This is a genomic window from Nonomuraea sp. NPDC049486 (assembly GCF_040676925.1).
GTDB lineage: Bacteria > Actinomycetota > Actinomycetes > Streptosporangiales > Streptosporangiaceae > Nonomuraea > Nonomuraea ferruginea.
Map to the genome: position 1 here is coordinate 41,885 of NZ_JBFAPV010000011.1, position 14,967 is coordinate 56,851.

The window sequence follows — 14,967 nt, forward strand, 5'->3', positions numbered from 1 at the left end:
GCATGCTGGTTGTCACACGGTTCTGGATCGGTCACAACGCCACCCCCTCAGGCTCTGCTCGTGCAAGAGCGCTTCGAATGTCGCCACGTCGTCAGCACTCACTGTCTGCTGAAGGCCCGCCTTGATTTCGGCATCGTTGAGCCGGACGCCGCGCCGCGTCGCATAGAAAGCGCCCGTGTCGCTTCGAAAGAAGGACCAGCCGGGGAACGAAGCGCGCAGAGCGCCAAGGTCGTAGCCGGATGTTTGCTGCATGTCCGCAGGCTACGGCAACCTTCCTAGTCCTGCCTAGGGGTACCCGAAGGAACCCCTGGGAATGAATGGGAACCTTTGGGTTCCTACCGTTACACTATGGACTTCAAGCCCGATGAACTGCGCTGGCAGGCGATCGTCAACGAGATCAAGCGCAGGATCGAAGCCGGCGAGTACCGACCCGGCATGCCAGTCCCCGGAGAGCCCCGCCTGGCAGTCGAACTCGGCGTGTCCAAAGGAACAGCCCGCCGAGCGCTGAACGCCCTCATCGCCGACGGCACTCTCTACACCGTCCTTGGCAAGGGCACCTTCGTCAGCCACCCTGGCGACGACTCCGACGAGGCATCCACCAGGCACGACCAGGACTAAAGATCATGCACGTCCTGGGACAGCACACAGAGCAGGACAGAGCAGTTAGCCCGTTGCCAGGGCTCAGGACCCGTGTGGATGAGAACTTTCTCCACGGTTTCAAGGGCGGCCCGCTAGGCGGTCCGCCAGGCGCGCCGAGCGGTCTGCGTGCCCGGCTGCGGCTCTCCGGCCGGTCCGGGCACGCACCGCTCTGCACGCCTGGAGAATGCAGTAGAAGTCGTAATTGCAGACCGTGACGATCGCTCACTTCGCTACTCGCCATGCATGGCCAGGGCGATCGGCTGCCGCGGGCCTCCTTCGTCGGCCCTTGCCATCGCATCACCATCTGAAGGTTTGCGCATAGCCCGCAAGCAGCTCGATGCCTGTACGGCCACGGCCATATCCGATACCGGACGCGGCGATACTGTAATCCAACAACGTGAGCATCGCTCGGCCGTCAGGCTTGAGACGCTCTAGGGCAGCAGGCATCACTATTTAGTCACCTGCTGGCGCATATAGAAGCACAATAGACTCGTGGAGAAATTCATTGCAGCCATCACAACTCACACGCACCGAACTCCAACACATCGGGCCACAGCGACCAGGCGAATCTGGGTTTGCCGCAAGAGCTCGCTTTCACCAGTCATGGTACCGATATTACGTCTTGGGGCTACGTGACTACGGAGTAACGTCACACCATACCGCAAACCGTCCCCTCGGCTGCATCCTCACCTCCGACGATGCGGCCGAGGGGTACAATTTTCTGTCCGATGCGGCCAAAAAGCTCTATTCAGACAGGCGGAAGCAAGGATGGGGAATCGACCCCGTCCGAACCACTAGCAATATGACCTCAAGCCAAGCGTTGACTCTAAATATTCTTGGCCCGCTACAGGCTGACACCCAATGGGCAACCAGAGTATTCGCCGCCCTTCTCGGCGAAAATCTGGACACGGTCGATCAACTACTCGTTGAGTATGATCCACCCGACAAGCTCAACCTCACAGGAGATAGAACCATAATAGATGGCTGGATCACCGGAAAAGTTGGGGGTAGCTATGTTTCGGCAGTGATTGAGGTAAAATACATTGATAGATTCAGTAGTAGATACATCGACATTACTACGAGACCGCAATATCGACAGCTTGCGGATTCCACGGGGTCATGGGACCTTGATGTGGATTTGGCCAAAAACCGTGCCATAAATCAACTCGTTCGTTGTCATGGCATTGGGATAGCAATGACGCTGCGGGATCAGCATGAAAGCATGCCGAAGCTACTCATCTTTCATCATCCAGAAGACCCGCGTACAGGAACAATAGTCCACCTTTACAAGAAGCTTCTGCGGGACCCGGAGGCGTGTATTCCGATATCACTCGACACACTATTCAACTTGATGAGACGCCTGGCACTGTACGAGGAACAGCGCCAACTAGCGGCGACCCTGACATCGAGATATATCAGCCATGGTCTAAGCGAGGAAGCATGGCGGCTTCATCGAGCTCATAAATAACGTCGTTTGACGTCGTGTCATGGCACCCCGTAACCGCGCTTCCCTTTCTCCACCAGGCCTACGAAGGGCGGCCCAGGCTCCGCTAGTTCCTCTGGAGGCAACGCCAACACACTGGCTATCCAAGCTTCCAAATGGTGCGTATTTCCAGGTAGGAAGGGGATCGCTCCGATTCCAAGCACATCCAGAGCCTCCTTGAGCCGTGAAGCGTTGAAATTGACTGACTCGGAAACCGAAAGAGGATACAGAGCCGCCCCCTTAACAACGGGACGATAAAGAGTCCCACCGGCTTGACTTCCTACCACAATGGCGTCTCTATACCGGTGAAGGACGTTTATCGCGTCAAGAGGAGGCCCCGCGCATCCGAATCTCTTCTGAAAAGAAGCTGACGCGTCTAGGCGATATTTGGCATCGAAGATAACATAAAGATCCGGCCATCCAGCGTGACGAAGTCGCAGCACGATATCTGGCTTCTGCTCGCCAGTTAGACCTCTATAGGGTTCATTGTATGAAAGAGTGATATCCAGAGTTCCGGAACGGCATTTAACCGAGCCTCGTCTACCTGGGCGCATGCGTACCCGGATACCGGTGTTATCAACCGAGATGATCGATGACAGATCCGCCTGCGCGCCCGCGTAAGTTACAACGATACGTAGCACTTCAATGAAGCACCATGTTTCATACAGGGCATGAACATCCATCGTAGAGAACTCGACAGTGCCTTGTTCAATTGTAAGCCCAAGCCTCAGAGTGCTTATGGCTTGATAAGCGTCGCCATATCCGACGCCAGACATGAGCGTCAAAGACGTAAAGCCAGGTGGCGGTGCCTGAGTCACGCCATTAAATAGAGGTAGGTTTAGCAGATCGGATATGGACTCGACGAACCTATCAACCTCTGCTATTTCGGCCATCAGTCGGCGCTTGCTCTGCGTCATCGACCGCTGTCTGCCCGCTTCAAGCTTCAGGCCGGCCTGCACATCAGATAACTTGGTTCTTATTAGCAGCAACCCCATTCGCAGCCATCTATGTTCAGGGGTGTCTAGTGTCTCCACACTGCGACTGGTAGGCAGTAGACTCCTTGCTGCGCCAATACCCTGAATATTACTCCACCCGCCGCTACCCTTACCTCGACTAACAGCCTTACGCGTATAACCGTCAGCCTTCTTCACGCGCTCGACTCGGACATTCGTAATTTCACTGGCAAGAGAGCGATATGGACGTTGGTTGATTTGAGCTATTGCACGCGAAAGCCGATCAATTTCGTGACGCAAAAGAACGATCCAGTCAAAGTTCGCCTGGTCAGTTACGCTATTGGGCTTCCCTTTCTGATAGGTTGCGCGCAAATATTCGAAGGCCAAGGTACGGGAGGCTCTCGATATATCACCCAAAATGTTCTGATAGTCAGTCTTATAGTCAATCTTGGCTGGAAAGATCTCCAGCGTTAGCCGGAGAGCCTCATGACCTACGGCGATATCTAGTGTCGTCAGACCTACCTGGCGCCCGAAATTCAGCGTACCTGCACACATATCATCGTCGGGGTAGGAAACAATTGACCCCAGTAGAAGTGGATCTCGATGATTCAGGACGGGCGTTCGACCTGGCACCAAGGACTTCACGCGTATTCGATAAGTTGTATCTTCATAGAAGGGAGGCCCATCCCACTCATCGAAAGTTTTCCGAGTAAGCGTTCCTTGATGGGTGGAGACTACAGTGCTGCTCCGGACATTCGGGGAAACCACCATTCTGAGATGCCCTTTATTGGGACCACTCCCCGGAAGTACCCAGCGCGCTTGCTTGGGGCCGTGAATGTCTAGGGTTACAAAGGGCAAAGAGACCCTTAGAAGCAGATCGTTAGCACTCATGCCTACAACCAGAAGTTCGTGAAGCCGACTTCGTCTAGTCGCCGGCGCATCAACTCGAGACGGTCCGAACTGAATGGATATTGACTTGTAGCACCAGAAATCTCCTCCGGCTGCGACTCCGTTTGTTCTGCCGTCGGTGAGGCCCAATGGCTAAGCTCTTCCAGAACCATCCGGGTTGTAGCACCACTCCCCTGAATCCGTGGCAGAACTTTCATAGCTACAGCCAGATCGAGTGGGCTAACGGTGCCGGCATCGTTCGTCACAAACGAATCGAAGTAATCCTTAGCCGCCAAGCAGAACATCGCTATCTCATCTCGGACTCGATAGCCAAATTGTAGTTGTGCCTGCTTGAGGATTTCGTTGACCTCCGTAAGCACCTCGATCGTGAAGGAGACCTCCTCCGAGCCGCAGAGCGGATGACCGCTCAAGGATAGAGCTGCAGGCCGCCATTGGGAGCTTAGCCACTTCGTTGGATCAATTGCCTCCTCGTTCACAGGGCGAATAGCAGACAGATCAATATCAGAGAATTCTATTACAAAGGCGCGATCGAGGACCTTCTTGGAGAAGCCAAAGGTCGTTTCATCCATGTTCACGGAGCCGACGATGCATAGATTGTCCGGGAGGCACACATTCGCCCAGTCGCTGTGCTGAGTGTCCTGCAGTGCCGGAACTAACGGACCTGATTGGATACGGCCGTTCAGGCTAGGTCCCCGAGTCTCGAGGTGACTAAGAACCTCTGCGAGATAGTACTCCACTCGCGCGATATTCATTTCATCAAGAACGAAGAAGAATTGAGTGTCAGGTTCGTTCATTGCCTCTTTGGCGGCACGGAGGAGTGCCCCTGGCTGGAAAGTACCATCCAAACGTTCGTACCCGAGCAATTCACTGCTGTCGTTCCAGTCAGGTCGAACGGGGACAATGTTGCATCTCGCCTGAGTCGCTTCTGCAACAAGAACTGGCAACTTCGTCTTCCCGGTGCCAGATATGCCGGCAAGAATAACAAAAGGCTTCGTCCTTACAGCCGTGATGAAGGCAGCCACTTGCCACGGCTGGAAGACAAAGCCTTTTGCTGTAATGAACCGTATAACTTGATCAACTTCCTCTGCAGACAAGTCCGTTGGAGCTGCAACTTGAGCCGCTTTACTCGTCCTCCTTATCTCCGGTTCAACATGACGCGACCGAGCGTGCGGGGCAGGCGGAAGATAATCGTCCGGGTCTGCAGGAAGCTCGTCGAAGGCGACTGTCACGTAAGGTCCTCTTCTTCTTCCAAATCCATACCAGGTAATTCAATGTTCGAATTATGGTCCGCAAGAGCGAGATCGTCAAGGTCTGTTTCAAACAGAGCCTCGACTTCTATCGCGCTTAGGCGCAGGTCATCTGTTACTGCTTCCATCAGCTTGGCAGGACTAGGCGCCCCTCCCATCCTCGGCTCTAGATCTGTGGACCTGAACCACCAAATGGCTAGGTCGAGGAGGTGTGGTCTATGCCCCGAGAAGTTATTCTGAGCATGTTTAACGATGAAGAAAGTACGTAGCTCCTGGGCACTTCGCTCTACAATTGCATAGGTTTTAGGCTTGCGGCCAGGTACTAGCACCAATGGGGGAGCGCTACTACGTGACTGCCATCTGCCTACCGTATCCGACGGCCCGTTCGAGGGAAACTTTTTCGTCCTGTAGCCACGTGTCGTGTCCCTCGTCGCACCGAACGGTACGAAATAGGGGTTGTCGTCTTCTTTAGTGCCCGGTCGCCTTAGAGCAAGTTCATCGATCGCCTGAATATAGCTTTCCGAGCGCAAGCCTGTAGTAACAGCGTTGCGATATGAATCATCCACTTCTGGCGAATTCATTTTAATGACTATCGCGCGCTTGAAGATGAGATAATCCCCTAGGCTCGATTGAGACGATGAAATTCCCAAGCGCCTCACCGCCTGCGTCAGCGTGGAACGAGAAATATAGGTGGTCATTCAAGATCCTCCCCTAGTGCCAGTTGACCATCAAGCTCCTTGAGCCTGCTTGCCGCCTCCTCAGAGTATTCCTCATTTAGGTCTATGCCTATAGATCGAAAACCGAACTTCTTAGCCACGTAGGTAGAAGTACCGGATCCATTGAATGGATCAAGGACAATTCCGTCAGGTGGCGTTGACCCTAGGATTGGTATCCGGACGAGTTCTTCTGAGAAAGTGGCGCGATGCCGACTTCCATTGCGCTTCGAAGTTGGTAGCGACCAAGTATCAAGGGGGGGTAGTATTTTCGTTTCACCTTTTTTCGTAACGGTTATACGCCCGACGGGAGTTCGATCGAAGTAGTACCATCGACTCTTCGTTAGGTGGAAGACGTACTCGTGAGAGATCGAGCAGCGATCGCGAACCTGATCCGGGACTGGATTAGGCTTGATCCAGACATTGTCGTTCCGAACCAGCCATCCTCTTTCTTGGAGTGCGATGGTGAGGCGATGTGGAATCAATAGCAGCTGCTTGGGGCGCGCCCATAGTCCATCTCCAGGGCGATCTTGGGGCCGAATTCCGAAGCGGCGTGCCTTCTGTTTCGCCTCGCCACTTTTATGCGCCCCTTTGCCGCTCCAATAGGTGTCACCAATATTGATCCAAAGCGAACCTTCATCGCTGAGAACCTGCCAGCAGAGCTGGAAGATTTCCACCAGATTGTCGATAAAATGCTGAGGATGCTCCTCTTGTCCAAATTGCCCTGGCACCTCATAGTCCCGTTGGCCATAATATGGCGGCGAGGTGACGATACAGTTTACTTTAATTCCTGCATCGATAAGTTTCTGGAGACCCGTTCGGACTTCGTCGTGGATGATTATAGATCTGTCATCAGCGTAGTAGGCGCCTTTTGTGAGAAGATCCGAGGTGAACACTTCGGCCGAAGCTACATCGGGATTCAGGGCACGGTTCGCAGGCGTGTCTTTGAGCCTGCCATTCATTATGGAAGCGCGCCCTGGAGGTATGGGACCTGTGGGCACGAGTTGCTCGTATTCGGGCACGTCGTTGGCATATGCGCCATCCGTTCCCTCTATCTGGCCCACGTATAACTCCCCGACTTCCTAATGCAGCCCTTTCTTGCCCTGGGCTGCGGTGGTGCAGTGGCGTGCCTCTTGAGGCCACGGCTCTACAGAGTACCGACTTGCGTCCCCACATCAGGACCGCCTGTGGTCACCTGTGGATAACTGAGAGCTGCCCCGATCTACGCAGCCTGAGTCGTCAAGACCGTACGGCATGGCGCCGACAATCCTCGGGGGATCTAGATGACTAGATCCAACTCCATGGTGTGCCATGGTGCATAGGACTTGTGCCCAGCGCAAGGTGCTCGACCAGGGCCGCGGCGAGGTATCGGTAACAGCCTGAGTGTCCGTTTGGTGGCGTGACCGTTCCGGGCTGCAGGAGCGGTCTGAGGACAAGCACAGGCACGACCTTCGAGATCATGAGGTTTTCGACGCAGACGGCCGGTTCGAGCACACTCCGTACGAGGAGTCCAACGACAGGTACGACTTCCAGGACGAGTTGGAGGTGAAGGCTGTGGAGGCCCTCACCCAGGAGGGGGCGGGTTGACGCGCTTCTGCGCGAGCCAGCGTGTCGTTCCCGCCATCGCGGTCGCAGGATCGTGTCGGTTTCCTCGAGGCAGAAGGCGGACACCCCCGCACGAGCGGGTTGTCGCCTCAGTGATCTCACAGCCGGAGTTCCCGGCGGCATACTGCTCGGCAACCGCTGCGGCGAGCTGTGCGCGCTTGGCGCCGACGATGCGGACGCGCTGAGCAGCCCTACGGTCCAATTCGGGGACATGCGCGGGATGATCTTACATGACTCAGGTGGCGCATCGGCTGTTTGCCCAGTTCAGGGTGCCTGAAAAGACGGAGAAGCCTCCACTCTCCTAAAGCGGGTGCCGCAGGTTCGAATCCTGCCGGGGGCACTCTCTTCGACCAGGGTTTTCGCCCGTTGACCTGCGGTTTCTCAGCCGCAGGTCTTTTGCGTTCCTGATCCTTCATGGCCGCCGAAAGCACCCGTATGCAGCCGTAGGACCTTATTGATTCCGTCGCCCCTCTCGGGCGCCGCCCCAGGCGTTCGACCAGATGCCGAGCACGACGCAGGCCAGGAACCCTGCGGCCAGCACAAGTCTGGCCCGACGGTCCGAGCCGTTCAATGTCGATCTCGTCGGAGACGCCGGAGTCACGGACCGCCTCCACCGGAGATCGGCACTCACATCGACGGGGTGGACTCGCTTCCGAAGCGACATGCCGTACGGAGGTCGTCGGCGCGCACGCACAGGTGACCGAACAGCCCGCCCGGCACCGATACCGGTCTCCGTGTTCACATCGACGGAATCCCTGCGCGATCCACGCACATGGGGCCAGAATGACGGGCATGGAAACAAGATCTCATTAGAGGGGGTCTCATCTGGCGGCCGGAAGATCAGCAGCTACCGGCACTCATGGACCAGGTCGTCGCCGCCCTGGCTGTGGGCCTAGTGCTCGACGTACGCCGCTTGCTGTGCGACGTACCCGCGACGGAAGGCTTCGCAGCTTGATCAATTCGAAACGGGGAGTGGGCGCATGGCGGATGGCGCCGGCGAAAATATAGATGAAAGCAAAAACGATGTCCTGGACGTGATCTGGATGATCCTAGGGGCTATCGTCGGGGTGGTCCTGGTGACAAAATATGTGCAATTTGCCCGACTTACCCATGGGGAGAAAGTGTCGGTCGAGCAGGGCATATTTGCTTTGGGGCTATTTGTGGCTCCTTGTATTCTTTCCACTCGGATCGCAGAGATCTTTCGCATCGAAGCACTGCGAGGGAGAATGTCTTGGGGGACATATTGGACCGTGTTGTCTGGCATGGCGGCGTCCATATTCACATTCTTGGGCGTCACAGGCATCGATGACATTGTTCAAGTACTGGAGTACTGGTCCTCGCTGCCGAAGGGATCACCGTGAACCCGGCCGGGATGGGCTGCGACCGACCTAGAAGGGGACGCATCTAATCCGTCGCGAGCACGGAACCACTTCCGCCTGTGGCGGAGCCCTGTGGCCGGAGGCTCCGGCCGCCAGAAAGTCGATGGGGATGGACGGATCCGAACCGTCACCGCCGCCCCATTTCGCCCCGGAGGCCAAGCCGAGGGTGCTCGGGGGAAGAGTGCTGCTGCCTCACCTCACCCCCAGGGCTCTGCTGACTGCACGCCTGAGTGCTCACAGGCTTCCCAGGAAGCAATGAGTGCCGTAGCAGCGGCAGCTCGCGCTCCACTCCACTGCACAGCCGTGCGGCCTTCGCTCCCGGCCCACGTGATCGGCCGCACTTCCGAGATCACGATCATGTTGAACCGGATGCGGGCCGGTGCAGGTGTCGGGACGCTGCCCTGTGTCGATCACGGAGCTGTTGGCGGTCGTATTTCCGCATCTTGCCGCCGTTCGTGTCGAGCGGGTGCATCGGATAGGCGTGACCGTGCAGGTGAAGGCCGCGACGACGGAGCCGAAGGGTGAATGTCCTGCCTGCGGATGGGAGTCGGTGCGGGTTCACAGCCGTTATGAGCGGTGCCTGCCGGATCTGCCGGTGGCCGGGCAGGAGGTGCTGGGTCAGGTACAGGTCCGTCGCTTCTTCTGCGACAACACCGCCTGGGCCAAGCGCACCTTCGCCGAGCAGGTTCCCGGCCTGACCAGCAGGCACGGTGGGCGCGTAGTGCCACTGCCGTCCATGCTGCGGGTGGTGGCGCCGGCTCTGGGAGGTCGCCCCGGTGCCCGTTGGCGGGGTCAGGCCGCCACCATCCGGATACCGCATCCCATCGGCATGGTCACCGACCGGCCGAAAGGCACGCAATCACGCCGAGGAACCTCAACCTCTGTACCGCGATCCATGTACGTGAAGGCGCCTACAGACATTTGTGTCCCAGAGCGAATCCCGAGGCTCTTCGCCTGAAATGCGAGCACAGCATCCGCCTTTCGATGAACGCCTCCGGCCGCAATCACTCCATGTAATACCTCAATGACACTAGGAACCGACTGGAACGTCACTTAGAGCGACTTGTGAACAAGTTTGATAACTCACCGCCGACATCCCGTCGCAGGCTGTTGATGTCGAGTGGCTCTGACCTGGGCATTCACGAATCCTTCGGTGTTTACCGGTTGGACGACACTTGCAACTGACTGCCAAAAAACTCGCCGCCGACGCCATTCATCTCCAAGACAGTTCCAAGTCGCCGTACCTATACCTGAAGCCGGTCAGACATCGGGGCGTACCTGTCGATATCTGCGGTGGGCCGGCGGATTAACGCCGACGCCCGCCCCGCTTATCGTCCGGCGGCTTCGCCAAGGGATGACGCATGTGGGGGTACGGCATGGACGGGCGCAAGGCGCGTGAAGACGAGGTCGACGTCGATCGGCACGTGCTGGAGGACATCGCCAGAGCGGCCTTGGCACGAGCGGACCTGGCGGCGGTGGACGGCGAGGAGGGCGCCGCCACTTGGGAGTTCCGTCATCGCCGGCCGTGGATGTACGTGACGCCGGACGGCGTAACACGCCAGGCGCAGGGCTGGAAGCTGCACGTATCGGCGACGCCGCTGTCGGCTCCCGTGGTGCTCGCCCGCGTGGTGGAGGTGCTGGCTCGGCGCCGTTGCCCTTTCAAGTTCGCGGCGACGCTGGCCGAACTGTCCAATCTGGTGTCCAGGGAGCAGGATCGCGGGGCGGTGGGCAAGTTCGTCACCGTCTATCCGCCCGACGACCGGGCCGCGACCGTGATCGCCGAGGAACTGCACGAGGCCACCATGGGTCTGCCCGGGCCGCGCATCCTGTCCGATCGTGTCTATAAGCCGGGCAGCCTGGTCCACTACCGCTACGGGGTGTTCTCGGCGCCTCTCGTGCTGGACAACGACGGCTCCTACGCCTCCCGGCTGACGGCTCCCGACGGCACGCTGGTGACCGACAAGCGCAACCCCTGGTACTCACCACCGCCGTGGGCGTCCTGCCCCTTCGAGTCGGGCGAAGCTCCGGTCCGGTCGGCCGCGCCGGAGGCCGTGCTGCTCGCCGACCGGTTCGTGGTGCGCCAGGCCGTCCGGCACAGCGCCAAGGGCGGGGTGTTCCTGGCCGAGGACCGTGACACCGGCGGGAACGTGATCGTCAAGCAGGCCAGGCCGCACATGGGCGCCAAGATGAGCGGACGCGACGAGCGCGACAACTTACGTCACGAGTGGCGGATGCTCGGCCTGTTCGGGCCGCTGGGCATCACCGCAGGCAGGGTGGCGCTCTTCGACAAGGACGACAGCCTGTTCCTGGTGCAGGAGCGCGTCGAGGGGACCGTGCTCACCGCCTGGGCGGGCGAGCGCCGGCGCGAGACAGTGCTGCGTCTGGTGAGGCGGCTCGTCGACCTGGTCGCGACGGTGCACGAGCAGGGCTACATCGTGCGCGACCTGACTCCGAACAACGTCATCGTCACCGAGGACGGCGACGTCCGGCTGATCGACCTGGAGACCGCGGCGGTGCCCGGCACTCCGGTCGGGCGGGCCCGCACCCGTGGGTACGCGCCCCCGGAGCAGGAGCGGGCCCCCGCCCATGGGCCCTGCCCCGGCGTCGAAGTGGACCTGTACGCGCTGGGCGCGACCGTGTTCTACCTGGTGACCGCATGCCAGCCGATGTTGGCGCCCGACGAGGGAGAGCAGGCCAGATCGTGGGACTCCCGGGTCCGTACGCTGGTCGAGGTGGCCGTCTCAGGCGATCCCCTGGCCACTGAGCTGGCTCCCATGATCCTGGGTCTGATGGCGGAGGATCCTGCCCGGCGGTGGGATCTCGCCAAGGTCCGCGCGTTCCTGTCCGATCTGGGTCCGCGGTCGCCCGCCGTGACGGGAGGCCGTCACCGGCTCGGCGCCGCCGAGCAGGACCGGTTGCTGCACGACGGACTGGCGTACACCTGGCGCAGCATGTCCGCAGAGCCCCCGGACGGCGGGACAGGGCCGGAAGCGCGGCTGTGGCCCGTCGGCGCCGGGTACGGCGTCAGCGCCGATCCCTGGGGCGTCCAATACGGTGCGGCCGGCGTGCTCCACCTGATGGCCTCCGTGGTAGGGCCCCATGCCGCGAGCCTGCCGCAGGAGCTGCGCGTCCCGCTGACGACGGGGCTGCGCGACGGCGCCGGATGGATGATCGGCCGTCTCGCGGGTGAGCATCGCCCGTCACCGGGGCTGTATTTCGGCCGGGCGGGCATGGCCTGGGCCCTGTACGAGGCGGGCAGGGCGCTCGACGACCACGATGTGCGCTCGGCGGGTCTCGGCCTCGCGCTCGAACTGCCGGTCAGCTGGCCGAACCCCGACATCTGCCATGGCCTGGCCGGGACGGGGATGGCGCTGTTGCACCTGTGGAGCGCCACCGGTGACACGAGGCTCCGCGACCGGGCGAGCGGATGCGCCGACGAACTGCTCAAGGTCGCCCAACGTACTCCCGACACGGTGCTGTGGCCCATCCCGCGCGATTTCGACTCCGCGCTGGCGGGGGTGGTGCACTACGGGTTCGCCCACGGCGTCGCCGGGATCGGCGCGTACCTGCTGGCGGCCGGCGTCGCGCTCGGACGCGAGGACTGCCTGGAAACCGCCGCCTTGGCCGGTCGTACCCTCATGGACGCGGCCGACCACCAGGGCGCGGCCGCCTTGTGGGCGGAGGGCCCGCGCGGCGGGGCGAAGCTGACCCACTGGTGCAACGGATCCTCGGGGATCGGGACGTTCCTGGTACGCCTGCACGCGGCCACCGGTGACCGGCGCGCGCTGGAGGTGGCGCGGGCCGCCGCCGTCGCCGTGCACGGCCACCGGCTGCGCTCCGGCACCGCTGCCTGTCACGGACTGGCCGGGGACGGGCAGTTCCTGCTGGACATGGCGGATCTGACCGGCGAGCCGGTCTACCGCGAGCAGGCCGGGGAGCTGGCGAGCATGCTGTGGGCGCGCGCCACGATGCGCGACGGGCTGCTCGTGGTGCCCGACGAGAACGGCCTTGAGGTGACGTTCGGCTGGAACACCGGGCTGGCCGGCGTGCTCGCCTTCCTGTGGCGGCTGCGCCACGGTGGGCCCCGCCCGTGGATGGCCGACGCCGCGATCGGTACGGCCTCCGCTCGCGAGGCGTTCGCGGCCGCCTCCGGGAGGGCGTCATGACCCCTATCGCCACCACCGGCCTGCCCGCGGAGCTCAGACGGATCAACTTCCGGTTCTCCGCCACTGGGGAGTACGCCGCCTGCCTGGCCGCCCATGGCCGCGCCCGGCTCATGCCGGAGTTGTGGGACCTCACCGGCCCCGTGCCACGGCCACGCCTGCTGCCCACCAGGGACGGTGAGGACTCCTGGACCTTCCCGCTGCCCGCAGGGGACGTCGGTGTGCTGCTCTGCCGCCACGGCAAGCAGTCCGCGCGGCTGCTGCTCGCCGTCCCCGGGACGGACGGCGCGCCGGCCGAGGAGCACGAACTGTTCGCCTCGCGCGGCCCGGGGCTCGGGCTCGTCGGTGGCATCGCGCCGGGCACCGCCGCCCTGCTGTTCGAGAACGGCCAAGGCCGCCGTACCAAGGTGTGGCGGGTGTCAGGGCATGCCGAACCTCCTGAGCCGGTCGCCGAGCTGACCGGCGCGGCCGGCGGCGGAGTCTGGCTCGACGCGGACGGCCGGCGTCTCGCGCTGGCCCGTCCCGAGCCGGGGGCAGGTGGCGCGTTCGTCCTCGACCTCGTCACCGGTCTCCCGGCGCCGCTCGAAGGAGTGGCGGACGGCGAACACCTGCTCATGGCCGCACCTCGTACCGGAGTGCTTCTCACCGCGGCACGGCGGGACGGCGCGTTCCGTCTCGGTGTACGGCACCGCGACGACCCGGCGCCGACGGTGTTCCCCGAGCGGTTGAACCGCATGGAGGGCAGCGTCACCCCCTTGGCCCTGGATCCCGGCGGACGGTGCCTGGCCCTGTCGGTCGCCCGCCGGAGCCGCTCCCACCTGCTGCTGCACGATCTCGTGGCGGACACCACCGTCGAGGCGGAGCTGCCGGCCGGGACCTTGCAGCCCACGGCCCGCTGGACCACCGGCGGACTGCACCTGCTGCACACCACGCCGGACCGCCCGCTCAGCGTGGTCACCCTGCCCGATCCGCTCCGGTCCCGGGTACGGGCAACCGCCGAGGAGCAGCCGGGACGCTGGACATCCGCGCGAACGGTGGACTATCCAGGGCCGGTCGAGGCCATCGTGTACGGCGATCCGGTGGCGAGCGAGCGGGTGGTCCTGGCGTTGCACGGTGGCCCGGAGGCCGCCTGGCACTTCGGTTTCGAGCCGTTGTTCCAGCGGATGGCCGCGGCGGGCATGGCGGTGGTCGCGCCCAATCAGCGAGGGAGCACCGGCTACGGCGCCGCGCACCGTGACGCCCTACGCGGCGCGTGGGGCGGCCCGGACCTCGCGGACATTCTTCATCTCGGGCGCACGCTGGCCGACGCCCGTGGCCCGGGCCGGCAGCCGCCCATGCTGTACGGCATCAGCTACGGCGCCTACCTGGCTCTGCTCGCCGTCGCCGCGGAGCCGGACCTGTGGGCCAGAGCCGCCGTGATCGCCCCCTTCCTGTCCGGCGGGGAGCTGTACCGGGACGGGCCGCCCAGCGTACGCGCGCTGCTCGACCGCCTCGGCGGCCGGGTGGAGCTCGACGACGAGCTCGGCCCGCGCGACCTGGCCCGGCTGGCGGATCGCATGCGGCTGCCGATCATGATCGTGCACGGTGAGCAGGACCCGGTCATCCCGGTCGCCCACTCCCGGCGGCTGCACAGCCGGCTGCTGGCGGCCGCCCACCCGGTGGCACCGGTCTACCTGGAGATCCCCGGAGCCGGCCACGACCCGCTGGTCTCCAGCGAGGGACACCTGGTCGCCGACCGTCTCATCGACTTCCTGAGCGAAAGGGCCACTCGAATCCTGCGCGAGGGCACGTCCGTACCCGCTTAGCAGGCCCACAGGCTCCGGCCTCGTCGTTGTGACGAGGCCGGTGGACAGGCCGTCTCGAAACGAGCGGCACA

At 61.8% G+C, this 14,967-nt stretch carries 11 protein-coding genes; 6 read left to right on the plus strand and 5 right to left on the minus strand.

Features of this window, described 5'->3' with window-relative positions:
- Positions 1-12 precede the first annotated feature (12 nt).
- Positions 13-252 (minus strand): hypothetical protein, encoded by a 240-nt coding sequence (locus tag AB0K05_RS29240; RefSeq protein WP_364233289.1) that lies wholly within the window; start codon positions 250-252, stop codon positions 13-15.
- Positions 253-348: 96 nt separating this feature from the next.
- On the opposite strand from AB0K05_RS29240, the gene AB0K05_RS29245 reads away from it, so the two are divergent.
- Both AB0K05_RS29245 and AB0K05_RS29250 read left to right on the plus strand, forming a co-directional pair.
- Positions 349-618 carry a winged helix-turn-helix domain-containing protein gene (locus tag AB0K05_RS29245; protein ID WP_364233292.1) on the plus strand — a complete coding sequence of 90 codons (270 nt, stop codon included), beginning with the start codon at positions 349-351 and terminating at the stop codon, positions 616-618.
- 526 nt (positions 619-1,144) lie between these two features.
- Positions 1,145-2,107 carry a hypothetical protein gene (locus AB0K05_RS29250; protein ID WP_364233295.1) on the plus strand — a complete coding sequence of 321 codons (963 nt, stop codon included), beginning with the start codon at positions 1,145-1,147 and terminating at the stop codon, positions 2,105-2,107.
- A 17-nt stretch (positions 2,108-2,124) separates the two neighbouring features.
- Here the strand turns inward: AB0K05_RS29250 and AB0K05_RS29255 are convergent, their stop codons facing one another.
- The 4 genes from AB0K05_RS29255 to AB0K05_RS29270 are packed head-to-tail and all read right to left on the minus strand — an operon-like array spanning position 2,125 to position 7,008.
- Entirely contained in the window at positions 2,125-3,966 is a 1,842-nt protein-coding gene (locus tag AB0K05_RS29255; protein WP_364233297.1) for a DUF2357 domain-containing protein, read from the minus strand.
- 2 nt (positions 3,967-3,968) lie between these two features.
- Complete coding sequence (locus tag AB0K05_RS29260; RefSeq protein WP_364233299.1) at positions 3,969-5,213, minus strand: AAA family ATPase; 1,245 nt, start codon at positions 5,211-5,213, stop codon at positions 3,969-3,971.
- Entirely contained in the window at positions 5,210-5,929 is a 720-nt protein-coding gene (locus tag AB0K05_RS29265) for a hypothetical protein (protein ID WP_364233301.1), read from the minus strand. Before AB0K05_RS29265 ends, AB0K05_RS29260 begins: the two co-directional genes overlap by 4 nt.
- The gene (locus AB0K05_RS29270; protein ID WP_364233304.1) at positions 5,926-7,008 is read right to left on the minus strand and encodes a site-specific DNA-methyltransferase; all 1,083 of its coding nucleotides are present in this window, start codon (positions 7,006-7,008) and stop codon (positions 5,926-5,928) included. Before AB0K05_RS29270 ends, AB0K05_RS29265 begins: the two co-directional genes overlap by 4 nt.
- Before the next feature lie 1,521 nt (positions 7,009-8,529).
- Between AB0K05_RS29270 and AB0K05_RS29275 the strand changes: the two genes are divergently transcribed.
- The 4 genes from AB0K05_RS29275 to AB0K05_RS29290 all read left to right on the plus strand — a co-directional run bounded on the left by AB0K05_RS29275 (position 8,530) and on the right by AB0K05_RS29290 (position 14,896).
- A complete protein-coding gene (locus AB0K05_RS29275; RefSeq protein WP_364233307.1) occupies positions 8,530-8,910 on the plus strand; it encodes a hypothetical protein in 381 nt (126 codons plus the stop codon).
- 421 nt (positions 8,911-9,331) lie between these two features.
- Entirely contained in the window at positions 9,332-9,886 is a 555-nt protein-coding gene (locus AB0K05_RS29280) for a transposase family protein (protein WP_364233310.1), read from the plus strand.
- Between the two features lie 403 nt (positions 9,887-10,289).
- Positions 10,290-13,094 (plus strand): class IV lanthionine synthetase LanL, encoded by a 2,805-nt coding sequence (gene lanL, locus AB0K05_RS29285; RefSeq protein WP_364233312.1) that lies wholly within the window; start codon positions 10,290-10,292, stop codon positions 13,092-13,094.
- Positions 13,091-14,896, plus strand: a complete 1,806-nt coding sequence (locus tag AB0K05_RS29290) for an alpha/beta fold hydrolase (protein ID WP_364233314.1) — start codon at positions 13,091-13,093, stop codon at positions 14,894-14,896. Before lanL ends, AB0K05_RS29290 begins: the two co-directional genes overlap by 4 nt.
- Positions 14,897-14,967 lie beyond the last annotated feature (71 nt).

Excerpts from the sequence above, each read along its gene's own strand:
- AB0K05_RS29240 (WP_364233289.1), bottom strand. The coding sequence starts at position 252 with ATGCAGCAAACATCCGGCTACGACCTTGGCGCTCTGCGCGCTTCGTTC.
- AB0K05_RS29245 (WP_364233292.1), top strand. The coding sequence starts at position 349 with ATGGACTTCAAGCCCGATGAACTGCGCTGGCAGGCGATCGTCAACGAG.
- AB0K05_RS29255 (WP_364233297.1), bottom strand. The coding sequence starts at position 3,966 with ATGAGTGCTAACGATCTGCTTCTAAGGGTCTCTTTGCCCTTTGTAACC.
- AB0K05_RS29265 (WP_364233301.1), bottom strand. The coding sequence starts at position 5,929 with ATGACCACCTATATTTCTCGTTCCACGCTGACGCAGGCGGTGAGGCGC.
- AB0K05_RS29275 (WP_364233307.1), top strand. The coding sequence starts at position 8,530 with ATGGCGGATGGCGCCGGCGAAAATATAGATGAAAGCAAAAACGATGTC.
- lanL (WP_364233312.1), top strand. The coding sequence starts at position 10,290 with ATGTGGGGGTACGGCATGGACGGGCGCAAGGCGCGTGAAGACGAGGTC.
- AB0K05_RS29290 (WP_364233314.1), top strand. The coding sequence starts at position 13,091 with ATGACCCCTATCGCCACCACCGGCCTGCCCGCGGAGCTCAGACGGATC.